This window comes from Desulfoprunum sp. (assembly GCF_053613775.1).
In genome coordinates, this window is sequence record NZ_JBSHXH010000004.1 from 766372 (window position 1) to 790012 (window position 23641).

A 23641-nucleotide genomic window follows, 5' to 3' on the forward strand; every position below is an offset into this window, starting at 1 on the left:
TCCTCGCCCTCCCTCCGCCCAGCCGTCCACAGCAGTTGACTGACGGTTTTTTCTATGCTTTCCAGTCCTTCGAGGATGAGTTCGAGATAATTGCGGCGAAAATCAGCATCAGCCCCTGCCGCTGCAGCAGCCGCACACAGTTGAACAAGCCGCCCAGGGGATTGTTGATCCGATGGGCGACACTGGAGGCCAGGACCCCAAGGGTGGCGAGTTTTTCCGACTGCAGCAGCTTCTCGTGGGCCAGCTTCATCTCCTCGTTGGCGGCGCGGATCCGGCGCACCATCTCGTTGTAGCTTTCGGCCAGGCGCGACAACTCGTCACTGCCGGCCACCGGCATGGTCTTCTCGCCCATCTCCACCTCGACCTCTCCCATCGCCTGCGCCAGATCGATGACCGGCTTGATGAAGCGGCGGCTGAGGAAATAGATCGGGATGGAGAGAAAGAACAGCGCCAGCAGCGACAGCGAGACGATCTGCATGGCGATCGATCTGATCGCCTCCTCGACATTGTCGAGGGAGAGGGAAAACAGCAGCAGCCCCCAGTGCTTGCCCTCGATCGACAACGGGGCGGCGAATTCCAGGTCGTGGATCCCCCCCGACTCGCCGGTGGTCTTGCGTATCAGGACCGTCTCGGACCGACAGGCCTCTTCGATGAACGGGTTGCCGTACTGCTTGCCGAACTCGCCGAAATCGCTGTGCGAGATGACATGCAGCGAGTTGTCGAGCACCGCCACGTAGCGCAGGGCGAGATCCCGGCGCTGGTACAGTTCCCGGACATAGTTGTCGATCAGGCCGCCTTCCTCGATCAGGCCGAGCTTTTCATAGATCAGCTCATTGATGATCAGGGCGCTGACCGTCCTGGCCAGCATCAGACCCTGTTTTTCCGAGGCGGCGAGGAGGGCCGAGCGGGTCTTGGCCACGGCCAGGATGGTGATGACGGCGGTGAGCGCCAGGACCGACAGGAAGGCGATGATGATGAATTTCTGTTGCAGTGACAGTTTCATCCGAGGCGTATTCAAAATGAGATTTTGGGATGACACTCTTTGCCGCAGGTCCGGGGCACGTCATTGATCATCGTGCGGATATCGGCATAATCGGCGTCCGAGGCGGCGATGAACCCACCCTGGAGATCGGGATCGAGCTTTTCCAGGACCTGCCGTCCCTCCCGGCTGCCCGCCATGTCCAGCAGGGCCTGTGCTGGGTCATCCGGACCGCCGGGTACGGCGTCTTCGGCGACACGACCACCGGCCCGGTGGGGATCGGGTCGGAAGTGGCGATGACCCCGAGGCCATAGGGCAGATACTGCTCGGCAATCGACTGGCTGATCGCCCCGGCGTCAAATTCGCCGCTGATGATCTTTTTGGCGACGGTGTCCTGATAACCGTAGTTGCGGTACTCCCGCAGGTTGTCGAGGTGGATGCCGGACCAGGAGATAGGCGGGGTACAGCCGCCCGGTATTGGATTTCGGATCGGCAAAGACGAACGTCTTGCCCCGCAGGCCCTCGATGTCGGTGATCGGACTGTCCTTGTGGACGATGATATTGGAGTTGTAAAAAACAGTGCCGTTGACCTGCGGGGCCACCAGCAGTTCGGCACCAAATCTGGCCTTGTCGAGAACATAGGGGGAGGAGCAGATGAAGGCGACATCCAATCGCCCCGCTTCGAGCAGGACATCGATCTCGTCGTAGGTGGTCCGATGGATCATTTCCGCCGGCATGCCGAGCTTGCGCCCCAGATACTCGACCACCTGCTGGTAATATTTGACCGTGCTGACCGGCGTGATCATGCTGGCCACCCCGGCCCGGAGACTTTCCCCGGCTACGGCCGGCCGGCTGAGCGCCACCAGCATCAGCAGCAGCCCGGCCAGGGATCTGAGATATATCATACCGCCCCCATGTCTGATTGATTGCTGTGCCGCTGCAATCTTTGCAAGTATCGATCCATCGAGTGGTTTACCCATTATAGCCGGAGATCGGCTGATCTCCAAAAGGGAGATGTTTCGAAAAAGTAACTTTTGCAGAGAGGCGGCGGGAACTGATACGAGATCAAGGCTGGGTCGATCGGATGGGGCCCCCTGCGCGAGGCAGGACAATGACGGCAGCAGTGAGCATCTTCGGGGCTCACGATGATGAATCGGGATCGGGCATTTCCCTTGCCGAGGTGCTGCAGGAGTGTCTGGCCGCAACAGCCGGCGGTCCTGATCGGCCCGACTGTCTTTTACGCGATCTTCGGCAGGATGTTGCGGGCACGAACTTTGGATGATACTTATGGTAATGGAGAAACTATGAGGAGATTCGCCTGGAGATACCGCGATGTGCCGGATGTACCCGGCCGACCCGAAACCGATCTCTTCCTGGCTGGTCCATCGATGTCGGCGGAACGGACCGGCAAGGTGTTTCGTCTGGCCGGGATCGGTGATCCGGTCAACAGCAGCATCAGGTTGACCGCCGCCGCCGCAATTTTCCAGATCATCGACAAAACAGGGATATTCCTATTATAATCAGGATAAGTACATGAAAAGTCTTTTTGCTGTCAGAACCATCAAGATGCTTATCGTCATCGGCTGCCTGTCGCTGCTCTCGGCGACAGGTGACTTCACCACCGCCAACGAAGGTACACCGGAAATCCCCGTTCCCGGGATGGTGACCCTGGCCGAGTTAGGGTCCACAAGCTGTCTGCCCTGCAAGCTGATGTTGCCGATCATGGAGGAACTGGAGACGGAATACAAGGACCGGGTCGCCATCATCCTCGTCGATGTCATGGAACATCCCGGGGCCGCGCAGAAATTCGACATCATGGCGATCCCCACCCAGATCTTCTTTGACGCCGACGGCAAGAAGGTGCTCCGGCACGTCGGTTTCATGGAAAAGGCGGCCATCGTCGCCGAACTGGAGAAACTCGGGATCAGATAGGTGATGGACCGGATGTGCCTCGCCATCACCTTCTGAATGGGCCAGGTCTCCTGCTCGGGATCCTCGACAGCTTTCTCCGGCCCATGGCCGGGCGATCCGCAATACCGCGAACATCGCGCTCGACCTCGGCGGGACCTCAGAGCGTGGGGAGAGAGGTGGTTATGCGGGGAATACGGACTAGAACAACAATCGATGCCGATACTCCTTCGGGGCGTGCGAGCCGAGCGAGGCAATGAGAAAGGCCAGCAACACCGCTCCCTTGGCCGGCAGCAATCCATGGAAGGCCGCCCCCAGAATCACGAGTTTGACGAAGGTGACCACCCCCGACAATTCGCGATGGACCTGCCGGTGGCGCAACCACTCGCTCGCCAGCAACAGGGCGCCGGTCACCAGGGCGATCACGACGTACCGGGGAGGAGGTTCCGGCCGGATATCAACGAGAAAGCCCGCCAGAAAGACCGCCGCTCCCACTTGATGCAGCGCCCTGATCAGGATGGAGAGCGTAAAAATCCAATAGGGGCGATTGCCGATCCGCCCCATCCTGGCGCCATTCTCACAGTTTTTCCGACTTCTCTCATGCATTGCGCGCCCATTTCTCCTATCACAATGTGTTCATAGCTGCCAGCTCGCACATCTTGCGCCTTGTTCAACCATATCGCAAAGCTGGAATTTTTAAAACCTGACAACTAGGGCCTCTTGCAAAATGGATAGTTGCATGTTCCGTCATTTCGACTGCAGGAGAAATCTCATTGTCTTGAAAACCGAGCTCCATCGCTATCGCTTGAAATGACAACATATATTACTTAAATATCAGCAGGTTGAAGTGTCCGGATGGACACTATCCATCCCCTCCGATGCCTGTGCGTGTCCTGAATTCCCATACCGAGAGTATTGGAGTCAGGGCGTCAACCTCGGGTGTGGGGAGAAAGCAATGCTTCCGCGTCATTGCCGCCGCGACCAGCAGCGTCAGTCTCGGGAAGGGGAGAAACGGAATCGGCGGGGTGTATCTGAATCACCTCATCTGCGTCACCCTCCCTGGCCTGTCTGCGCCACCTGCAACAGATATTTTTGTTGGAAATTAGACAAGTGTCACCTTGTTTTCCTCGATCTCGGCGCTGGTTAAACGATTCTCACTTAAACAATCAGTGACCTGAAACGATCTCGTATGAGTAGTTTACGAGCTTCCAAGAAATCATCGTATCGTTCCATTTGCCAAAGCGAGGGTTCTTGCGGTATGAGATGGAGTTCCAGGTACTCTTTGGGCTTGCCAGAAAACCAATCAGCAGGCAGTGTATCACTTTTACATCCTGCCCCGTTTTCCTCTCTGGTAAGAAGCATGCAATTGGCGAGCTGATTTCTGGCATCTTCACGATATTTCATCACCTGTCGGCCGGTTTCAGGGTTGAGTACCTTAATTTGTTCCAGTCGGCTTCTCGGAAAAATATGATCGATCTGAGGCAAGTTATTGTCATAAGCAGGCACATGTGTGAAAGTCGGATACCAGATGTTGAACAGAAGGTGGATAGTTTTTGAACCATATCCCATTTGCCAGAAACGATCTTCAGTTAGTTCTAGACTACGCCCTTGAGAACGAATCACTGCAAAGGCTTCCGAACTATCGAATCCTTGTAGCTCGCGGTGCTTTTTGACCAAGGCATCAATGAGATTATCTGACTGACCACTGAAAGCCCCTGCCAACAATGATCTCAGCAAATATTGATCGACTTCTTTTGCTTTTTTCCAAGCTTCAACAAAATGGTATCTCACATAAACCAAGGGGATAAGTGCTAAGTATGACGGTAGGGCTTTATCGCATTGAATATATGTTTTACTACGCACAAAATCTGATATATCCCGAATAGCAGCAGAAATGTTCTCCCATTGTGCCTCTATGTTTTCGCGGACCCCTTTTTTACGGAATTTTGATACTTCGTAGCGTGCACCATGATCTAACAAAACTAGGCACGTTTTCAACACAAAATCCCTATCAAAAGCAAAGCCATGTTTGTTAAGGCTATCAAGTAAATCTTCCATTTTTTGATCGGCAACTTCCCAGCTTGCATTGAGTAACGAAAAGAGCAAATCGGATTTCCCAAGCTTAGTCCCTCCAGAATTAGCACGGATGAAAACTTCTACGACATCGTCTTCAGAATATAGATTAGGATTGTCAATACTATCAAGCTCTTGGTATGTGACTGCTTCATCCATTTTGAAGGTTCGATCAACCAGATCAAGATGGTCACCAATTTTGTCTTCCTCGTTTGAAGTTAACTCTCGTCCAGCTTGCAGTTTAATGGTGTCAAGAACTTCACGTTTCTTGCGCGTTGTGAAAATCAAATCCTTAAATCGCACATATGGAAATAAAGCTGTTGACGATTTAAGGAAGCTGAATTTGTACTTGATATCATCGGGTGAAGCAACTTCGCCACTAAGTAAATCGAAATACAGTTCCTTTCCTTCGTAACTGCCACACAAGCCGATAAAAAGGCTTTGTAAGCGCTGTTGACCATCTAAAACAAGATTCTTCTTTCTATTGTCTTCCGGCACATAAAAATCGCTGAGGCGCAATGTATCTTTCCAGTTATCAATAAATTTTCGACGTCGTATAGCACTTGTGGTTTTCCAAACCAACAAGGTGCTTATAGGATATTCACGCAAAATGGAATCGAATAGACGACAGATCTGTTCTTCACTCCAAACGAATGGCCGTTGGATATTGGGAAGCCAGAAACCGCCGTCCTCTTCAACATTATTAAGAAATCCAACCAACTTTCTGATAGTTTGTTTCTGGTTTTTCATCGTTCTCTCACTTCGTATTTATTTTTGCTCAACAAGTAATTCGACAGATCTTCACATCTCGCCATTTGTGATGTTATACAGAAAGCCAGTGTGTTGGGCAACTTGAAAGATACCACGATGGTATAGATCAAGCTTTGATTGAAGATTTGCCCCTGCTAACTTAGTGCTTATCCGTAAATAATGCCTACCTTTCGGAAGGCAATGATCGCCGCGGCCATATGCAGCAAGGCCGTATAGGTGTCCGCTCGCTTCTCGTAGCGGACCAAGATCTTTCGGAAGCGGTTGAACCATGAATGGCTCACCTCAACCACCCACCGCCTGGCTTTCCAAGCGGGATTGTTGCTTTTCTCTTGTATCTCCTCCCCGCGTGCTTTCACGTGAGGGATGTACTCATGGGATACAATTATTTGCTTGGCCGGATTGCCATCGTAGGCTTTATCGGCACACAGGTGCTGCTCAATATCTTTGGGACGCTCGATGACGATCTCCACCAACACAAGTTCCAATTGGGTCACATCATGCCGGTTGGCTCCGGTCACGACGAGCGATAACGGGACACCACGGCCGTCCACTAACAGGTGTCGTTTGGTTCCTTTTTTTTCCCCTGTCGGTCGGGTTCCGACCAACCGCTTCCTGCGCCAGGGGAGCCTTGACCATGGCTCCGTCAATGCTTTGCCAACTCCAGGCGATACCCTCCATTTCATCATATTCGGCAAGTCCGGCTCGCCAGAGTGCGAGAAAAAACCCAGCTTCCATCCATCGCATGAAATGAGCATGGATCGCACTGGGGCTGCCGTAAATCTCTTTGGGCAATGCCTTCCATTGGCAGCCAGTTCGCAACACATACACGATCGCTTCAAAGATACGACGCGGGAGCATCGGCTTTCTGCCCCCGCCCGGCTTGCGCTTGTAGGTCAGGTTCGGATCGCGTTGCGGCTTTGGAATAAGCGGCTCAACTCTTTCCCAAAACGAATCGGATACTTCCCACGACTTGATTTTTGCCATATTGTCTCCGTGATAGGGGTTCGTTATGGCTACCAGCATAGCAAAAATTATGAGGAAAGTATATTTTATTTACGGATAAGCACTTAATGTATTTTGTTGTTTCAGACCTCGAGAATCGAGAAGGCAAGGCAGCCCTGCAGCCCTTTAATCCCGACAATTCGCGGTAGAATTGGACATCTGTCTCGCTTATCTAACAAAAATAAATATTAGACGTCAACATTGTCTAAGACAATACTAATAAATATAAAAATTGATTAATTCGTCGAATTTATATTTAAAAGACACCTTTTCCGGGGTAAAACACACCAGTACCAATACAGAAGAAAAGGGGTTCACATGCAACAGATCGTGCTTTTCAAGGACGAAAAGAAAAATAACAACATTGATCTTGGCTTAGGCTTGACCCTCGAATTTGTAGGTGGACAAGGAAAACAAGCCAAGAAAATCATCCTTTACCGGCAAGGAGTTAACGTTAGCACACTTGATCCGTCGGATAAAGTGGCGAAACGACTTTTTGTGGTGGAAGTGATAGAAATGGGTGCCGGCAAGTCGGATTTAGCCACGGCACTGGCAATTAGTCGCCAAACCATCCACAACTGGATGGAGATCAAAAAGCATTTCGGTCGCGAAGGTTTGATTCAGGGCTATAACGTTGGAATGAGCAGGAGCCGGCGCAAACAACGTGAATTGCATCAAGAGGAGCTGTCTTGCGGCAACAAATCAGAACAGGTTGCGAAAATTCGGGCTCAGGAGCGCCAAGAACGCGAGGCAAAGCAACAGGAGCAAGAAGCGAGGCAGCAGAAGATAGATTTCGGTTTTTCAAAAGTTGGAAGTAATCCTGCTGAGCCAATAGAGCCGGAAGTTCAACCTTTCAGCGAGGAGCATGGCTGGGAGAAGACGCGCTATGCCGGGACGTTTCTTTATCTGATGCCCCTGATACAACAATGGAATTGGCTGGACCTGGTAATCGGCTATTTTGGTTCGGCTTATAAGATTTTCATGGTTTTCGTCTTGATGGCGGCAGGCAATATCCGTTCGATAGAGCAACTGAAGAATATTCGTGTCCGTGAAGCAGGTCTGGTGCTTGGAATAAGGCGCATTGCCTCCAAGCCGATAATTTGGGAATGGTTTTATAGCGCGGCACAGCTCCAGGTCTCGAAGTTGCTGCTAGCGGATTTTTTTCGATATCAGATTCGAACTGGCCTTGCAGGGATCTGGCTGTGGTTTTGCGACGGCCATCTTTTGCCGTACACCGGCAAGCATCAAGTCCGTTCGGCCTACAATACGCAACGACGCATGGCGGTTCCCGGTCGGACCAATATGGTGACCCGTGATAGTAGCGGCCGGGTAGTAGATTTTGAAATACAGGAAGGCAAGGGGGATCTTCGCGCACATATAGTGGCGTTAGGGAAGAAATGGGCTGGCCAGGTGCCGCGCCAGCCAGTCATGGTATTTGACCGAGAGGGCAGTGGAGAGGATTTTTTTGCAAGCCTTGTCAAAGAGGGGATTCCTTTTGTAACCTGGGAAAAACATGCCGATGCCGACAAACTTGCTGCCCTGGAAAAGAGCAAATTTGTCACGGAGTTTATCTTCAATGACAAGCAGTACGGTGCCTTTGAGGGGGAAAAGACTTTCACCGTCGCACCGGAGTCCGGCACGCAGAGGTATAATGTGACTCTGAGGCGTATCTATCTGTGGAACAAGACGAGCAAAAAGAGAGTAAGCGGACTTGCCTGGACTGGCGATATGAATATGAGCACGCAAGAGTGCGCCCAAGCTATCCTGCACCGCTGGGGGGCATCCGAAAATACATTCAAGCATCTTAACGATCGCCACCCGTTCCATTATCATCCTGGCTTCAAGTTGGTCGAAAGTGACCGGCAGGACATTGCCAATCCTGAAATAAAAAGGCAGACGAGCCTTATCTCTGCGATGAAAACCGAACTCAACAAGCTTTACAAAAAGTTGGCCAATGCGAAGGCTGCCACTAAAAAAGACGGCTCTCTCCGCCAGAATAGCGTCAAGGGGCGGCTTGAAAGCACCATCACCGAACAAGAGCTTGCGCTGGCAACTGCCCGGGAAGAGAAGAAACTGCTGCCGGAGCGTGTGAATGTCTCTGACCTTGAGAGTTACAAATCGATCAAGCGGGTTGACGATGAAGGGAAGTATTTGTTTGATTTTGTAACATCTTCTGTTTGGAATGCGCGAAAGCAAATGGTGGACTGGCTTCGACCTCATTTCAATGAGGAGAATGAGCTGGTGGATCTATTTTATGCAATCACAAGCTGCCAAGGCTGGATCAAGTCAACCAAGACAGATGTCACGGTTAGGCTTGAACCCCTGCAACAAACCAGCCGTCGAATTGCCCAAGAGCAACTTTGTCGTAAGCTGACAAATCTCGGGGCGCGTACCCCAACCGGCAAATGGCTTGTAGTTGAGGTCGGTGAAGAACCGATAAAACCGATAAAAAATGTCCAAAAAAATGATTGATTTTCTACCTCCATTTACGAGGTCTGTACTTTGAATATTGGAACAGCAAATTGAGAAAATGATGCACCTTGGTGAACCGCGAGCAGAAAAGCTACCCGCCTGAAAGGCGGGAGATTTTAACCTTTTCCAAGTACAACTAATATGATATTTCATCCAGTTATCTTTCAGATTAAAACTAAGCACCATAAAAATTGAAACCTACTACGATGAAGGAGAACAACGTAATGAATGATATGCCAAAGCAGAGAAGACAACGACTGGCTAGTAACAAAGAGTTTTTAAAAAATTTGGTATCGGTTCTTAGAAAAGAATGTCTCACAAAAGATCAACTTGCCGAAAAATTAGAAATCTCTGATGCAAAAAAACTGACAGACAGCGTGTTTCTCGCTGCCGTCAAATTGGAAGGCAACAGTATTTTCCTGGATAATTTGGTTGAGAAGACTGTTGGCAGGGTGAAAAAGGGCCCACAATATTCGGCCAAAAGAGGGCTGACTGTTCCTTCCTGGATGTTTGAAGGCAAGAATGTGGCTGATGGACAGAAATACACTCTGAAATATGGCATCAGGACAGGCGTCGTCACTCTCACACCCACTACGACTGAAGATATTGATGTCGGAGATGACGAATAGGGACTTATCCATTGTAAATATGGTGATCAATCTTCAGCACTTTTTAACACCTGTCATGTGATGGCGATCACCAAATCGATCTATTATCGTTACATGACAGGTAACCTTAGATAAAATCGATAAAACACGATAATAAGGTCAAAAAAGCCTTACAACCTCAGGTGATCGGTTCATGTCTCTTTTGTGTGAGGATGAAGCGGGAGAAGGTCTGTATGAAAAATTTCAGCGACGTTCCGGAAGACCCGGATACTACCATCTTGGCTCAGGCAGAAGTTGAAATTGGTGACCTTCCGGCCCTTTATCAATCGTGGTCATGGGAAGGAATCCTGGCTGAGTCAGTAATCTTTCACAGTGGCGATGTTGCCGGCGTCAGTGATGAAGCTTTGCTGCAGATGGTTCAAGATAGCTATACCATTCTGGAGGACAAATTCACGATCAAACGGGGTTCAGAGGGCTATGTCTTTGTGAACTTCAATTTTCGCCTTCATGAGGATTTGCTCGATTCCGAGAGCGCTGGTGATCTAAAACAATCATGAGTGGTAGAAATTCGAGGCGATAATCCCTGGCATTTAACAACTGAAGCAGTTTTTCCGTTTGGCCGCTCGAAAACAGTACACGAAGCATCTTTGGCAAAGCATTGGCGTGATTAACAGGTTGCGAATGGCTTGCAATAACCGACCAATTCCACTACGGTAATTGACGGTTTTAGACACCTTCGGCAGGGCGATGGGGGTTGGAAATCCGTTCGATAGGGCTATATCTGCCGAAGATGCCCCGGACTATCTGCAAGTTCTCCATAATGAGGCGTCGCAGACGGGATACCCCCACACATTGGGCGCTGATTGCCTCTCCCACCACCTCCCGGCAAAACCCAACCACGAAGGACTGGAATGAACGTCATCTTCGGGCTTGATCTCGACGGATACACGTCACCCCGGCCGGCCACTGCTGCCGGTCATCTGATGACCGGTCCCAAAGGACTGTTGAACCTGCTCGAAACGAGACTCGGCCTGCGCGGCCGCTATCCTCACGACTCTCTGCGCGTGATCGAATACCTTGATTGTTTACGGCACTGCGATACCGGAACGCGATTCTACAGCCGCTCGCTGGCCGTCGATGAACTAGCGGTGGCCCAGACCCTGCTTGACTGGCGCGACACCTGGATCGAAGCCGGCTGGCGGGGGACTACCGCCGGCTCGGCCAGTCAGCGGCTGTCCGACCTGGCGGTAGTCGAGCAAGAGGCCCGGCAACTTCTTTCACCGGGATTGGCCGATCGCCTCCGAAGCATTGCCAAGCACCTCCGGGAATCCGGCGACATCGGCATCACCCTTACCTTGATTGACGACCCGACGGACCTGTCCTTCGCCTGGCGGGAGATAATCGGCCATCTGCCCACCACGCAGCTTGACGCACCGTTTCTTCCTGATCCGTTGCCCGAATCAAGCGGAGATCTGGCGGCACTGCAAGAGTCGCTATTGCACAATAGCCCCTGCCGTCTGCACGGTGACGGCTCTGTCCAACTCCTGACCGCAGCTAACGAGACCATGCTGGCCGACGGTCTCGTCTCTCTTTTGGCCGATGAGTCCCTGCGGGCCGAAACGACGGTTATTCGCGGCAACCGTTCGCACGTGCTCGATCTTGCTTTTTCCGGCCACAACCTGCCGATCACCGGAAGTGCGGCCCCTTCTCCCTGGCGGCCCCATCTGCAGATCCTGCCGCTCGCTCTGAGTCTCATCTGGCGGCCACTCGACCCCTATCGGCTGCTCGAGTTCCTCGCCAACCCGGTATCACCGTTGCCGTCATTCTGCCGGCAGCGCCTGGCCAAGGTGGTTGCCGAATACCCCGGCATCGGCGGCGACCGGTGGCACAGCGCTATCGAAGAGATCAAGGCACGGGCGGTCGAACGTGCCGACGGCGATACAATGGAGGCGAAACGAATCGAAGAGTTGATCGCCCAATGGCTGACCACCGCTGTCTATGATCCAGACCAGGGGGCGCCGCCAGAAGTGCTGGCTGACACCTGCGCTTTAATCGCCCAATGGGCGGTCGCCCGTGCCATCACCCTGGAAGAGGAAAAACCGGCCGAGGCCATCCTCTACTCCGCGGCCGGCGCCCAGGCCCGGCTTGCCGGGCAACTGCTGAAACAACTGGCAACGAGCCAGCGCGACCGGATCGGCCGGTTACAACTCAACCGCCTGATCGATCAGGTCACCGCCGAGGGGACCCGCCGTACCGACCAGTATCCCGAATGCGGCCATGTCCACATCGTCCATGCACCCGGCGCCTGTCGGGAGCGCAACGGCACCGTCTGCTGGTATCACTTCACCGCACCGAATCTGCCGGCCCGCTGGCCGTGGGACGAGCGGGAATTACGAGTGCTGGCCGAAAACGGGGCCGATCTCCCTGCCGCCGAACGGCTTCTGCAACGGGAGGCGGCGAAGTGGTTGCTGCCGGCCCGGGCGGCGAGCGACCGTCTCATCTTTCTGCAGCCATGCAGCAGCGGTGGCGAACCCACCGTTGCCCACCCGCTCTGGCAGCGCATTGCCGCACTGACCGACGACACCGTGCCGCGGGTCAATCTCGATACAGTGCTGGCAAACAACTGCGACACAGGACGGCTCAACATTGCGGTGGAACCGATCAGGCCCCTGCCGCTGGCCCGTCCGAAACGGTGGTGGCAGCTCGGTTCTCCCGCGCTGCTGACCTGCCGCGAGCAGGAATCGTTCTCCAGCCTCAAGGCCTTTCTGGAAAGTCCCTACCAGTGGGTGCTCCGATACCATGCCCGCATCAGGCCGGGTAGCCTGGCCGAAATCATCGACGGCAATCGCCAGTCCGGCACACTGCTGCATCACCTACTGGAACGCCTCTTCCAACCTGGCGGTTTTGACTGGCAGCAGGCCTCGAATGCTGCCCTGACGGATTGGGTCGAGCAGACCTTCACCGACCTGCTGCACACCGAAGGGGCTAATTTTCTCCTCCCCGGCCGGACTCCGGAGCGTGAGAACCTGCACGATATGGCGCTTCACGCCTGTACCGACCTGATCGGCCAACTCCGTGCCGCCGGCGTCGTATCGGTCTGTATGGAGCAACAGGTACAGGGCAGTTTTCTCGGCGGCCGGGTCGCCGGGTTCATCGACATGCTGGTGACCAACCGGAAGGGCCGGGAGGCCTTGATCGACCTCAAACTCGGCGGCGGCTCCTATCGGGCCGATGAGCTCAAGGAGAACCGCCACCTGCAGCTGGCCATTTATTCGTGGTTGCGCCGTGGTGAAACGGCCATGCTGCCCGAGCCGGCGTATTACATATTCTCGGAAAGACGGCTGCTGGCGCAGAACACCGATTTCTTCCCGGGCGCCGAGGTGTTCGCCCCTGATGACGAGCAAGGCGCTGCAGCCCTCTGGGCCGCCTTCGAGAGCACCTGGCGCTGGCGCCGGCAGCAACTGGATCAGGGACAGATCGAGGTGACCGTTACCGGCACCGAGAGTGACGGGAGATCGCTCGCCCCTGAAGGTGGCCTGGCCATCGACGAACATAACGATCGGTTCAATGAATATGCCACCCTGACCGGGTGGTCGGAGGACGCATGACTCGCTCCATTCGCTTCATCAGCGCCGGTGCCGGGAGCGGCAAGACCTACCGCCTGACCGATTTTCTGAACAACCAGTTGGCCGCCGGCACCGTTCGCCCCCAGGCGGTAATCGCCACCACCTTCACCAAAAAGGCAGCCACCGAATTGCTCGAGCGGGTCCGCCAAGGTCTGGTCAAGGCGGGCCGCGTCGAAGAAAGCATTATCATCGACCAGGCGTTGATCGGGACCGTGAACAGCGTCTGCGGCCGATTGCTGGTGCGCTACGCGTTCGAGGCCGGTTTGTCGCCGAAACTGGAGGTCATTGAACAGGAACGCGCCGCGGCACTGTTCGGCCAGGCGTTTGAACAGGCCGTCCACCTTGACGAAACCTCGCGGATGCTGAACCGTACCGGCCGGCTGTCCCTGTCGGACTGGCGGGAAGCGGTGCGGCATATAGTCGACATGGCCCGGGCCAACGATATCGATGCCGCGGATCTGCCGGCGATGGCAAAGACGAGCTGCGAGGAACTGCTCGCCTTTTTCCCGTCGCCCTACACCTCCGGCGACGAGCTGAACAGTCGCCTCCGCAAGGCGCTGCTCGACTGCCGCCAGGCCATACAAGACAGCGGCGATGCGACGAAGAAGACCGCCGAATACCTGACACTGGTCAACGCTGCGCTGCGTGCTCTGAAGGACAATCGGCTGACCTGGGCGAACTGGGTCAAACTGAGCAAGGCAGAGCCGGGGAAACGCTGCCGCCCCGCCGCTGAAAAGGTCCAGGAGGCGGCACAGGCCTACGATAGCCACCCGCTGCTGCACGAAGACCTGCGCGTCTGTGTCTCCACCGTCTTCGATCTGGCCGCCCGGGCGATGGACACCTATCGAAGCTTCAAGGAGGAGCGCGGCCTGATGGATTTCATCGATCAGGAAAAACAGGTCCTCGACCTGCTCGATCGTGAAGAGGTGACCTCCTCCCTGACCCAGGAGCTGGATCTGTTGCTGGTCGACGAATTTCAGGATACCAGCCCTATTCAGCTGGCGGTGTTTCTCAAGCTGGCCGCCCTGGCGAAGCAGACGGTCTGGGTCGGTGATATCAAGCAGGCCATTTACGGGTTTCGCGGCAGCGATCCGGAACTCATGAACGGAGTGGTCAGGCGGTTGTCCGAGTCCGGCACCGATATTGAGATACTCCCGAAATCATGGCGTTCCCGGCCGCAACTTGTCCAACTGGCCAACCAGCTTTTCACTCCGGCCTTCGCCGGCATTCTGGCAAAAGAACAGGTAGTCCTCGAACCGGCCTACCCGGAACAATCGAGCGCTGCCGCCCTGCAGTGGTGGACGCTGGATGGTAACAACCTGAACCTACAGGCTACCGCCCTTGCCCAGGGAGTAGCGGATCTGCTGGCTGATCCGCCCATGGTCGTCGACAAGGACAGCCGAATCCTCCGGCCGCTGACGGCCGGTGATATTGCCGTCCTCAGCCGAACCCATGACAAAGCTGCCGGTTACGCCGGCGCTCTTGCCACCCGGGGGATCCCCGTGAGCCTGAGCCGCACCGGGCTGCTGGCCACCCCGGAGGCCTGCCTGGCCCTGGCCTGCCTGCGGTATCTGATCGATGCAGACGACACGCTGGCCGCCACCGAAATAGTCGCTCTCAAGGAGGTCACCGAGCCCGAGATCTGGCTTGAGAGTCGCTTGCAGGCCTTGGCCGACGGCCTGCCGGAGAGCCGCTGGGGTCTCGAAGGGACGTTTGTCAGCGAGACGCTGACGGCCCTCGATGGGCAGCGTCGGCAGTTGGCCGTCCTGTCGCCGCTGGAGGCGCTGGAGCTGGCCCTGCACCTGGGAGACGTGGAACGGACGGCGCTGGCCTGGGGGCCGAACGATTCCCGAGCGGCCCAGCGATTGGCCAATATCGAAAAACTCAGAGCTTACGCGACCCAATACGAGGATGAATGCGCCAAGGAGCGCAGCGCCGCCACCGCCGGCGGCCTGCTGCTGTGGTTGCGGAGCCTGGCCGACAGCAAACTGGACAGCCGTGGGATCGATACCGGCGTCGAAGCGGTTCAGGTCTTGACGCACCACGCCGCCAAGGGACTGGAATGGCCGGCGGTGATCTGCACCGATCTCGATACGGACGTACGGTCGGGCTATTGGGGCCAGTCTATCGTCAGCGAAATGGACAAGACGGATATGGAACACCCCCTGGCCAACCGGCGGATCAGGTATTGGGTGAAACCCTTCGGCAAACAAGCGGCCGGTATCGACGTCTACGAGAGGATCTCGGAGAGCCGGATCGGCACGGAGGATCTTCGCCGGCAACAGGCCGAGGCGATCAGGCTGCTGTATGTCAGCTTTACCCGTGCCCGCGACCTGCTCGTGCTCCCTTTACCCGGCAAGAAAAAAGCCTTTCCCTGGCTGGCGCTGCTGGAAGCCGACTGGTTCACACCGACCGATGGGGTCATGCAATTACCGGACGGACGGCAGATTGACGTGCTCCATCGGCTACTGCAGGCAAACGAGTCTCCCCCGGTTCCGGATTCGTCCCTTCCCCGTCTCTGGTTTCCGCCGCGCCGCCCCGCCGAATTCAGGCCGCCGGCGTTGTTGTCGCCCAGTGCTTTTCCGCCGGTTGCCGGCGCCACGGTCGCCTCGACAGCCGCCATCGGTCCGCGGCTCAGCCTGCTCGGAGGTGCCGACATGCAGGCAGTGGGCGATGCCCTGCACGCCATCATCGCCGCCTCTTTTTTTATCATGGATGAAGCCTCTCGTCTCCAGATGATCAAAGAGACGCTGCAACGGTTCCAGGCCGACCGCCATCTGCAACCCGGAGAAGTCGCCATGATGGTGCAGGGATTGCACCAGTGGTTACAAGCCACCCACGGCGCGTACGAGGCCTTTCCCGAATGGCCGATCCATCAAGTCCAGGCAAACGGCCAACTGCTTAGCGGTTGGATCGATCTGGCGGTAAGGACCGAACGGGGCTGGCTCCTGATCGATCACAAATCTTTCCCCGGAGCCCATGACGACATGCTGGAACGGGCGCTCGGGTACAGCGGCCAGCTGGCGGCGTACGCGCACGCCCTGCAAGAGGCCACCGGCGTACCGGTCATGAGCCAATATATTCATTTCGCGGTTGCCGGCACCATGGTCACTGTAGCTGACAACCACCAAAATTAAAAAGTTGGGAAAACGAACAGATTGAAGACAGGCAACCATACACGGTATGTGGTATCTGGTACGAATGGGAAGACGGCTGTCAGTGCCGTCGTTTTGGTGCCTGGAGACCAATCACCCAGAACAGCATAGGCGGAGTAATCGCCGGCTACCTTGGCGGAGGAGGCTACACCTATGAACAGTTTTACGCGGAATTTTCCGGTAAAAAACTGACGTCACTTCGTATGTGGGACCGGGACTACGCCACCGATGAGGAAATTGAATTTGAAGAACTGGACGAATCGATTCAAGATATCTGTTATGAAGCGGTGCAGAAGGAGCTTTGGGAATGGTGCAGCCTCGACCAGTTCGATGAGGATGATTCACTCTGGCTTCGCCCGGACAAAGTGGAGGAATTGCATCGGGTTGGTAAGATAGAAATCGAGACCGAAGAAAATGAAGAAGGAGATATTTCTCAAACAAAAGTCCTCATTCTCGGAGAAGAACATTTAAGGCTTGCTGCTAAAATCAGCAGCTATATCGGAATTTGAGTTAGCAAGAACTTGAGAAGTAGATGGTACAAAACTGGCAAAGAAAATTGACAAAGTATTACAAACGATCAAGAGGATTAAAAAATGAAATCACAATCAAACAGCAGCGATGAAAAAAAGGTCTACAAATGCAATCTTGAAGTGACCAAAGAAGCTATGTACCAACTCCAGTGGCTCAATCAGTAATGTCCGGTTAAGGACTTGCATAGGTTTTTTGGGTTAAAGCGTTGCCTTGGCTTTCCATATCAGAGTCGTGCAATTCAGCGGTCCTCGATTCATTGTGGATTTTGTTTCGCAGCTGCCGAACTCTTTTGATGCTGACTGATTCTCCATGCTCCTCATAACAATAGATGGCGAGCAAAAGATAGGTGATCAGCCCGACAAGCATCTGGATCATCAATCCATGCGGGCTTCTTGAAATAAGATGATACACTTTGAGATGTCGTTTCCACCAGGCAAAGAATGTCTCAATATCCCAACGAAGCTTGTATATGAAGGCAATTTGCTCAGCGGTCAGATCGAAACGATCTGAGGCAACCCAGTATCGTATGCCGTCAATCTCATACCCGACGAGTCGCAATGGTTTTTCAGTCTGACTGATGCCTTGCTGGCCGAGAAGAACCTTTGCGTCATAGAAGACAATAGAATCTTTTAATAAAGGGATCTTTTCCAAGCATGTTTTTGTGGTATTTGCTTTGATACGGCAAACGAAGTGTTTTCCTTCTGACTGGAGAAGGTCGAAATTTTTGTGCTGCTGATATCCTCGATCAAGGATCCCGGTTTCGCCCGGCAGCAGTATTCTGCTGACAAATGGCCGCTCACCGTCGTTGCCGGCGGTAAGGAATATTTTCCGCGGGATGCCACGATTGATGTCAAACCCGATGTGGGTTTTTGCTTTTTTGGCACCACCTCGATAATCGGCCCAGGTCATGGAAAGGACAGAGTCAATCAAGGAGCCATCAATTGCCACCAATTGGCCGAGTTCGGGAAATTTTTGCGGCAAGACTGTACGCGCCTGTTCTTGCAGAGCATTGAAGACATAAAGAAATTGTTCAAGACCTCTGTCATTCATAGCCTCAAAGAATGAACTCTTGGAAATACCTTTTTCCGGGGCAATATGTTCTCTTGCAAAGTCATCCTCCTTCAGATTCTGGATGAGATGCCTACCGGAGGTATGCTCTTCTAGATGAAAGAAGATGAGAGCATTGAGTTGGTCGTTAAAATCCATTTGTAGAGGCCTGTTGCACCTGGATTCAAGCTGTGGGGCTTTTTTCAGGATCTTTTTTAAAGGGCGCTTCAGTTTTTTGAAGGAGACGGTCGAATATTTTGCTTTCGTTGGCAGTAATCGCGGCATTTTCATAACTCATTGAATTAATAGGATAACTATGAAAATAATCGCGACCCGCTTTCATTGATTTGTCAAGTTAAATATTCGTTTTATTTATATTTTTCGTATTTTTTTAACTGCAATTTTCTAACCGGACATTACTGTATATTACTTAAATATCAGCAGGTTGAAGTGTCCGGATGGACACTATCCATCCCCTCCGATGCCTGTGCGTGTCCTGAATTCCCATACCGAGAGTATTGGAGTCAGGGCGTCAACCTCGGGTGTGGGGAGAAAGCAATGCTTCCGCGTCATTGCCGCCGCGACCAGCAGCGTCAGTCTCGGGAAGGGGAGAAACGGAATCGGCGAGGTGTATCTGAATCACCTCATCTGCGTCACCCTCCCTGGCCTGTCTGCGCCACCTGCAACAGATATTTTTGATCCAACAGACCGCACTGTTCAGTGATCGGACAGGCGGTCTGTAGTGGAGTTTTGAAGACTGGGCCGGTTATTTCGGCACATCCACCGCCTTGGAAGCCAGTTTGTACTCGATCCCCTGGTCCGGGGGAGATGCCAGTTTTACCACCTTTATAAATCCATAGCCCATACCGGCATGACAGTCATTGCATGACGCAATGACGGCGTTGTATTCCTTGGTGAAGGTCGCCATGTCCTGTGCCGCGATGGCGTTGTTGACCGGGGCAAACTCTTCCTTATAGAATGCCGCCCAGTCTGGATACTCCTTCGGCTTGGTGATCTTGGCCGGATTCATCGCCTTGTCCATATACTTGGACATATACGAAGCCAGAGCCCAGTTCCCACCCTCGGCGGCATAAAACATGTTCTGGAATCTGTCCCCCACCTCACGCATCGGCACGGCGAATTTCGGCAATGCGCTCATAATGCCATCGATTTGACCCTGCGTCTCCTCTCCAGCCGCGCTCACAGCCAAACTGCTCCCAGTGACGATCAGGCATGTCACCGCCAGTACGTGCACGCTCTTTTTCAACATAGTGATATCTCCTGTTCTGGTTTTGCGATTCATCCACATTCAAGGACCAAATCGCTCAAATACTGCATGCCTTCAGTCAATCTTTAACGAAAAGAAGGAGGCCGGCTGACCTCCTCCATGCGCTGCCTTTTCGCAGCAACGGTCGGCCTGGCATCCATTGACCCACCATAACCGGCAAGCCCGCCGGGGTGTGTTCCTGCGGGTTTGCCGTACTGCACCACCGAGGATGACCTATTTGGTCTCACTCGTTGTCGTCGTGGTGGTCTTCTTTTCGATTGTGGGCGTTTCGGTCGAGGTCGTGGTTCTACGAACCACTACTTTGGTCGCGACCATTCGATCGCCTTCCTGGGTGTAATATACCGTCACCGGCATGCCTGATCTAACCGTCTCCATGGAGACGGGGACACCTGCATCATCAACATAAGTCGTGCTCTTGGTGTAGGTGTAGTTCATCGGCGATGAACCGGTTTCCGACCGGATGATCAGGGTGTCGGGATTGATCTCGCTGATAGTCCCGGCGGATTCGGTGGTGACCGTTCTGACGGACACGTTCTGTTGGGCAAATACTGCGCCCGGTGCTGCCAGGAGTGCTAAGGCAAATACGAACGACATCGTTTTTTTCATGGAAATCCTCTTTTGGGTTAAGTTGAGGCACATCGGGTATGAGGCTTCGTTTCTTCCTGCCGCAATCTGCCGGCAGTTTTTGGCAGGGAAGGACGCCTCACCTGGCTGAACAAGCCCTCCGTCCTCTCGGCGGCATTCCTCTCTTTGGGGTTCCCCTTTCGCGGGGAGTGTCAGAGAGTGGCAAAAATGACGCTTGAGCCCACGGCGGCACTTGACTGAAAATCGGCAATCTGGTCGCAACCCGCAGGACTGCTCACCGCAGGCTGTTGAACGTTGAACGGACCGGCACCTATTGACTCTCGGTAGTCGTCGTCGTGGTCCTCCTCTCCTGGCTCATAGGCGTTTGGGTCGTCGTGGTGGTCTTCTGAATCACCTCTTCCGTCGTCTGCTGTCTTGGCTCCGATGCACAGGCTGCCATTGTGGCGACAAAGAGAAAAAGACCGGCATACGAGATAATGACATTTCTTGTTTTCATTGCAATTCATCCTCTCCACAAAATTGTGGCAATAATTTGGACACGGGATCAAACAGAGCGATAGGCTCACCAGCCACGTTGATGGACGTTTCTTGTTCAGCTGTCCAGAGAGTTCCAATTATTGTGCCAGGTTGTCCGTATGTCGTTTATCGATTTTATGTAGCTGTATTATATGAATAAAATATAGCAAATAGCCTCGTCTGGCCATCGTCGTTACCCCTGTGAAATAGGTTGCATTCAACCTCTGACCATATCTGACCCTTTCCGGACCGCTGGCAATCGGGGTGGCATTGCGCGCAACAGCGACAGGTGCGAGGGAGAGCTGGCGAGGGTCATATATCGCCACCGGTGACATGTGACCGTTTTCAGCCTCCTGCTCGTGGCCACGATGGAGTTTTTGCTCGATGCTTTATCCCTTCAAATCGGGATGATGGCAACTTTCTGCCACAGGTTGAAGTGCTGGCACAATGTTTGCAAATTCAAGGTTATCGAGTAATTGCAGATACATTCTCATTAAGTGCCAGTGGAAGTTCATTGTCAGAGGGAGAATGAGGAGGAATCGCGCGTTGTACGTTTTGGCCCCCGGAAAAGATATTCCATCAATGTTGACGAAATGGACCTCGGAGAAAGGAGCACTACGCCATGAGAAAACCAACCCTTCGTCTGGATCTGATAGAATCTGTGGCTGCATTGTTTTCCCTCAATCGCCCTCTGTCTGCACCCAGGCCGCATGACTACATTGAAGCAACTGCCAGAAAATCCTATGTTTTCAAGTCCTTTCTCAAAGGCGATGACATCCATATGCTGTACGAGCATGGTGTCGTCACCTTGACCGGGACGGTTACGGACGAATCCCACAAAGTACTGGCCCGGGAAACAGTTGCCAGCCTGCCGGGCGTCCAACAGGTTGAAATCAGACTGAAAGAACATGGACAGATCCCTGAACAGCATTCCGATGCCCGGCTCGTTTCCCGGGTGAAATCGATACTGTGGTTTCATCAGAACATCGATGCCGATGCGATCGAGATCAGCGCCAGGGATAGCACCGTGACCCTGCGTGGAGCGGCCGCCAGTGCGGCCCAGAAGAAATTGATCTGCAAGTATGCCCGGGACGTTCAAGGTGTCAGAAAGGTGATCAATGAAATTTCGGTGCTCACCACCACCCCCAAGGCAGACCACAAACCTATGGCCTGGACGCCAATGGCCGTTGGAGAGGCCATCGATGATGCCTCCATCACTGCCCTGGTCAAGACGACACTGCTGTATCATCACTCGACGAGCGCACTCGATATCGGCGTCGAAACGAAAGACGGCGTGGTCAAACTGGAAGGCAAGGCCAGGAATTGGCCTGAAAAATACCTGATAACACAACTGGTGATCGACGTTCACGGGGTCAAGATGGTGTTCAACAACATGACCGTCGAAAGAACCGTGTTCCACGACCAATGAAAATAGAAACCTGTTGCCACCTGCGTGGCGGTCCTCCGACAGATCTCGGAAGATCCTCCATTTACCTTACTCAACCTCAACCCAGAAGGAGAATAGGCGATGAAACCAGGAAAGAAGGGCAAAGTAAAAGACAAAGTCCACCAAGTCAAGGGCAATCTCGAAGCGACCATGGCCAAAAAAGTCATGGAGAGCGGTTCAGACATCCAAGCCACGGTCGAAGATGTCAATGTAACCGATGCAGGCAAACATGGTCATGCCGAGGTTGTTGATAAAAAATAGGGTGCTGGATGGGTTGAGGACGATACATTGCACAGTGTATCGTCCGACAAGGCTGGCCTCGGACCGAGAGACAGAGCCCGTCTCTTATGCGCCGAATGGGCTCTGTCTCTTCCGGGTTTTTTTACGTAGTACTCTTTTCTCGCTTAGAACTGGAAGCGCAGGCCCACGCCCAGACGGCTCGCATCGCTGGAAATCAGTTCTTCGGCATAGCAGCGTCCTTCGACAAAGAGCGAGGTCTTCATGCCGGCTGCTGTCTCGTGAATCAGGTATCCCATGTTGAGAATCAGATCGATCTCGCCATCGTTTCCGGACCAGAAACCGAGCCCGCCACCCATGTACAGCTTGTCGTTGAAGTAGTAATTGAGCAGGGCATCGGCAATGAAGGCAGCGTCTTCGCCATCGTCGCCCTCAAAACGGGCAAACCCTCCGACCATTCCCAGCACGGAGAGTTTTTCCGTCAAGGGATACTCATAGCCGACTCGGGCGAAGACATAGTTGGCCGGATCGAACTGATGGGCGTAGCCGATATCGACCACCGGTCCTCCCTTGCGTTCCGCGACCTGCATGGTCTGCCGACAATCGGCCGGCCTTGATTCGGCACCGGTATTGTCGATCACCACAGCGGTGACCGTATACTGGGAAGACTCACAGGGGATGGTAAACTCCTGGACATAGGGGGCTTCCGTGTCGATTTTCTCGCTCACCACCTGGTCGGAGGCATCCAGCAGGCGGAAGACCACCCTGGCGATGGTGCCATCGGCATCGGTAGAACCGCTCGCGTCGACAGTGACCACCTGGCCGCATTTGAACTCGGTGGTGGACAGGTTCATGGTGCAGACCGGGCTCTGGTTGTCAGGCTGCGGAATCGCCTCGACATTGCTCAGGGTGACGTTGCCGCAGACTGCGGGAACGATGAACTGGTACCGCTGGCCATCCTTGTCGATGTAGAACCTGTAGGCATCGAAGGCTGCCTCGCCCTCCCAGGTCACATCCTTGATTGCCGTGACCGGACCGGTGCCGTTTTTCTTGAAGAGCATCCAGTCGAACCGTTCCCCGGGGGCAATCTGGATGGTTTCAATCTTGGCCGTCGGGAACTGACGCTTGAACTCCGGATACAATTCCGGGTTACCGGCCTTGACAAACCCGGACTCCAGATCGGCGCCGTTCTGATCAACCATGGTCCGAAGGTCTGCCTCCGAGGTCATGGTCTGACGATAAAACGGGTGATCCCCCAGTCGTTTCAGCGATACGGCAGCAAAGGCGGACGACGAGCACGCCACGACCAGAAATATCCCCACTGCCAGCAATACGTGTTTCTTCATCTCTCTTTTCTCCTTGTGTGGTGGGTTGGTATCCTGACTTCTCTCTATGC

The 23641-nt window shown here is 53.8% G+C and carries 19 protein-coding genes and 1 pseudogene; 10 read left to right on the plus strand and 10 right to left on the minus strand.

Annotation, left to right across the window (positions count from 1 at the left end; all coding sequences use genetic code 11):
• Nucleotides 1-52: 52 nt before the first annotated feature.
• Nucleotides 53-1003, minus strand: a complete 951-nt coding sequence (locus tag ACWGKN_RS07495; protein ID WP_452094966.1) for a HAMP domain-containing protein — start codon at nucleotides 1001-1003, stop codon at nucleotides 53-55.
• Nucleotides 1004-1070: 67 nt separating this feature from the next.
• Nucleotides 1071-1959: pseudogene (locus ACWGKN_RS07500) on the minus strand (PhnD/SsuA/transferrin family substrate-binding protein).
• A gap of 324 nt (nucleotides 1960-2283) precedes the next feature.
• On the opposite strand from ACWGKN_RS07500, the gene ACWGKN_RS07505 reads away from it, so the two are divergent.
• Both ACWGKN_RS07505 and ACWGKN_RS07510 read left to right on the plus strand, forming a co-directional pair.
• Complete coding sequence (locus tag ACWGKN_RS07505) at nucleotides 2284-2499, plus strand: hypothetical protein (protein WP_035233394.1); 216 nt, start codon at nucleotides 2284-2286, stop codon at nucleotides 2497-2499.
• 13 nt (nucleotides 2500-2512) lie between these two features.
• On the plus strand, nucleotides 2513-2911 hold the full coding sequence (locus ACWGKN_RS07510) for a thioredoxin family protein (protein ID WP_035233393.1): 399 nt from the start codon (nucleotides 2513-2515) through the stop codon (nucleotides 2909-2911).
• 177 nt (nucleotides 2912-3088) lie between these two features.
• On the opposite strand, the gene ACWGKN_RS07515 is transcribed toward ACWGKN_RS07510, so the two are convergent.
• The 3 genes from ACWGKN_RS07515 to ACWGKN_RS07525 all read right to left on the minus strand — a co-directional run bounded on the left by ACWGKN_RS07515 (nucleotide 3089) and on the right by ACWGKN_RS07525 (nucleotide 6715).
• Complete coding sequence (locus ACWGKN_RS07515) at nucleotides 3089-3493, minus strand: hypothetical protein (RefSeq protein WP_035233392.1); 405 nt, start codon at nucleotides 3491-3493, stop codon at nucleotides 3089-3091.
• 552 nt (nucleotides 3494-4045) lie between these two features.
• Complete coding sequence (locus ACWGKN_RS07520) at nucleotides 4046-5710, minus strand: DUF262 domain-containing protein (protein ID WP_452094967.1); 1665 nt, start codon at nucleotides 5708-5710, stop codon at nucleotides 4046-4048.
• 167 nt (nucleotides 5711-5877) lie between these two features.
• Nucleotides 5878-6715 (minus strand): IS5 family transposase gene (locus tag ACWGKN_RS07525; RefSeq protein ID WP_424255536.1). Its coding sequence is split into 2 segments (ribosomal slippage): nucleotides 5878-6304 and nucleotides 6303-6715, totalling 840 coding nucleotides; the frame shifts between segments, so codons are not numbered across the junction.
• Between the two features lie 336 nt (nucleotides 6716-7051).
• On the opposite strand from ACWGKN_RS07525, the gene ACWGKN_RS07530 reads away from it, so the two are divergent.
• From ACWGKN_RS07530 to ACWGKN_RS07555, 6 genes are all read left to right on the plus strand, one after another.
• Complete coding sequence (locus tag ACWGKN_RS07530; protein WP_452094968.1) at nucleotides 7052-9205, plus strand: hypothetical protein; 2154 nt, start codon at nucleotides 7052-7054, stop codon at nucleotides 9203-9205.
• A 224-nt stretch (nucleotides 9206-9429) separates the two neighbouring features.
• Nucleotides 9430-9834 (plus strand): hypothetical protein, encoded by a 405-nt coding sequence (locus ACWGKN_RS07535; RefSeq protein ID WP_452094969.1) that lies wholly within the window; start codon nucleotides 9430-9432, stop codon nucleotides 9832-9834.
• 212 nt (nucleotides 9835-10046) lie between these two features.
• The gene (locus tag ACWGKN_RS07540) at nucleotides 10047-10370 is read left to right on the plus strand and encodes a hypothetical protein (RefSeq protein WP_452094970.1); all 324 of its coding nucleotides are present in this window, start codon (nucleotides 10047-10049) and stop codon (nucleotides 10368-10370) included.
• Nucleotides 10371-10724: 354 nt separating this feature from the next.
• Nucleotides 10725-13421, plus strand: coding sequence for a PD-(D/E)XK nuclease family protein (locus ACWGKN_RS07545; protein ID WP_452094971.1), 2697 nt, complete (start codon nucleotides 10725-10727; stop codon nucleotides 13419-13421).
• Nucleotides 13418-16576 carry a UvrD-helicase domain-containing protein gene (locus ACWGKN_RS07550; RefSeq protein WP_452094972.1) on the plus strand — a complete coding sequence of 1053 codons (3159 nt, stop codon included), beginning with the start codon at nucleotides 13418-13420 and terminating at the stop codon, nucleotides 16574-16576. Before ACWGKN_RS07545 ends, ACWGKN_RS07550 begins: the two co-directional genes overlap by 4 nt.
• A gap of 221 nt (nucleotides 16577-16797) precedes the next feature.
• A complete protein-coding gene (locus tag ACWGKN_RS07555) occupies nucleotides 16798-17103 on the plus strand; it encodes a hypothetical protein (RefSeq protein ID WP_452094973.1) in 306 nt (101 codons plus the stop codon).
• 193 nt (nucleotides 17104-17296) lie between these two features.
• Here the strand turns inward: ACWGKN_RS07555 and ACWGKN_RS07560 are convergent, their stop codons facing one another.
• The 4 genes from ACWGKN_RS07560 to ACWGKN_RS07575 all read right to left on the minus strand — a co-directional run bounded on the left by ACWGKN_RS07560 (nucleotide 17297) and on the right by ACWGKN_RS07575 (nucleotide 20551).
• Nucleotides 17297-18457 carry an IS4 family transposase gene (locus ACWGKN_RS07560; RefSeq protein ID WP_452094974.1) on the minus strand — a complete coding sequence of 387 codons (1161 nt, stop codon included), beginning with the start codon at nucleotides 18455-18457 and terminating at the stop codon, nucleotides 17297-17299.
• A 481-nt stretch (nucleotides 18458-18938) separates the two neighbouring features.
• Nucleotides 18939-19442, minus strand: coding sequence for a hypothetical protein (locus ACWGKN_RS07565; protein WP_035233391.1), 504 nt, complete (start codon nucleotides 19440-19442; stop codon nucleotides 18939-18941).
• 231 nt (nucleotides 19443-19673) lie between these two features.
• Nucleotides 19674-20066, minus strand: a complete 393-nt coding sequence (locus ACWGKN_RS07570; RefSeq protein WP_424252675.1) for a hypothetical protein — start codon at nucleotides 20064-20066, stop codon at nucleotides 19674-19676.
• Between the two features lie 170 nt (nucleotides 20067-20236).
• Nucleotides 20237-20551 carry a hypothetical protein gene (locus tag ACWGKN_RS07575; protein ID WP_452094975.1) on the minus strand — a complete coding sequence of 105 codons (315 nt, stop codon included), beginning with the start codon at nucleotides 20549-20551 and terminating at the stop codon, nucleotides 20237-20239.
• A gap of 632 nt (nucleotides 20552-21183) precedes the next feature.
• On the opposite strand from ACWGKN_RS07575, the gene ACWGKN_RS07580 reads away from it, so the two are divergent.
• Together ACWGKN_RS07580 and ACWGKN_RS07585 are read left to right on the plus strand one after the other, a co-directional pair.
• Entirely contained in the window at nucleotides 21184-21990 is an 807-nt protein-coding gene (locus ACWGKN_RS07580) for a BON domain-containing protein (RefSeq protein ID WP_035233383.1), read from the plus strand.
• A 99-nt stretch (nucleotides 21991-22089) separates the two neighbouring features.
• Nucleotides 22090-22269, plus strand: coding sequence for a hypothetical protein (locus ACWGKN_RS07585; protein ID WP_452094976.1), 180 nt, complete (start codon nucleotides 22090-22092; stop codon nucleotides 22267-22269).
• 143 nt (nucleotides 22270-22412) lie between these two features.
• Here ACWGKN_RS07585 and ACWGKN_RS07590 read toward each other — a convergent pair whose 3' ends face one another.
• Nucleotides 22413-23591 carry a hypothetical protein gene (locus ACWGKN_RS07590; RefSeq protein WP_452094977.1) on the minus strand — a complete coding sequence of 393 codons (1179 nt, stop codon included), beginning with the start codon at nucleotides 23589-23591 and terminating at the stop codon, nucleotides 22413-22415.
• Nucleotides 23592-23641: the final 50 nt, after the last annotated feature.

Bases quoted from the DNA above. Each gene is read 5' to 3' on its own strand.
- ACWGKN_RS07570 (WP_424252675.1), bottom strand. From the start codon at position 20,066: ATGAAAAAAACGATGTCGTTCGTATTTGCCTTAGCACTCCTGGCAGCA.
- ACWGKN_RS07540 (WP_452094970.1), top strand. From the start codon at position 10,047: ATGAAAAATTTCAGCGACGTTCCGGAAGACCCGGATACTACCATCTTG.
- ACWGKN_RS07515 (WP_035233392.1), bottom strand. From the start codon at position 3,493: ATGCATGAGAGAAGTCGGAAAAACTGTGAGAATGGCGCCAGGATGGGG.
- ACWGKN_RS07555 (WP_452094973.1), top strand. From the start codon at position 16,798: ATGTGGGACCGGGACTACGCCACCGATGAGGAAATTGAATTTGAAGAA.
- ACWGKN_RS07590 (WP_452094977.1), bottom strand. From the start codon at position 23,591: ATGAAGAAACACGTATTGCTGGCAGTGGGGATATTTCTGGTCGTGGCG.
- ACWGKN_RS07580 (WP_035233383.1), top strand. From the start codon at position 21,184: ATGAGAAAACCAACCCTTCGTCTGGATCTGATAGAATCTGTGGCTGCA.
- ACWGKN_RS07545 (WP_452094971.1), top strand. From the start codon at position 10,725: ATGAACGTCATCTTCGGGCTTGATCTCGACGGATACACGTCACCCCGG.
- ACWGKN_RS07575 (WP_452094975.1), bottom strand. From the start codon at position 20,551: ATGAATTGCAATGAAAACAAGAAATGTCATTATCTCGTATGCCGGTCT.
- ACWGKN_RS07495 (WP_452094966.1), bottom strand. From the start codon at position 1,003: ATGAAACTGTCACTGCAACAGAAATTCATCATCATCGCCTTCCTGTCG.
- ACWGKN_RS07585 (WP_452094976.1), top strand. From the start codon at position 22,090: ATGAAACCAGGAAAGAAGGGCAAAGTAAAAGACAAAGTCCACCAAGTC.
- ACWGKN_RS07560 (WP_452094974.1), bottom strand. From the start codon at position 18,457: ATGCCGCGATTACTGCCAACGAAAGCAAAATATTCGACCGTCTCCTTC.
- ACWGKN_RS07505 (WP_035233394.1), top strand. From the start codon at position 2,284: ATGAGGAGATTCGCCTGGAGATACCGCGATGTGCCGGATGTACCCGGC.
- ACWGKN_RS07530 (WP_452094968.1), top strand. From the start codon at position 7,052: ATGCAACAGATCGTGCTTTTCAAGGACGAAAAGAAAAATAACAACATT.
- ACWGKN_RS07535 (WP_452094969.1), top strand. From the start codon at position 9,430: ATGAATGATATGCCAAAGCAGAGAAGACAACGACTGGCTAGTAACAAA.
- ACWGKN_RS07565 (WP_035233391.1), bottom strand. From the start codon at position 19,442: ATGTTGAAAAAGAGCGTGCACGTACTGGCGGTGACATGCCTGATCGTC.
- ACWGKN_RS07550 (WP_452094972.1), top strand. From the start codon at position 13,418: ATGACTCGCTCCATTCGCTTCATCAGCGCCGGTGCCGGGAGCGGCAAG.
- ACWGKN_RS07510 (WP_035233393.1), top strand. From the start codon at position 2,513: ATGAAAAGTCTTTTTGCTGTCAGAACCATCAAGATGCTTATCGTCATC.
- ACWGKN_RS07520 (WP_452094967.1), bottom strand. From the start codon at position 5,710: ATGAAAAACCAGAAACAAACTATCAGAAAGTTGGTTGGATTTCTTAAT.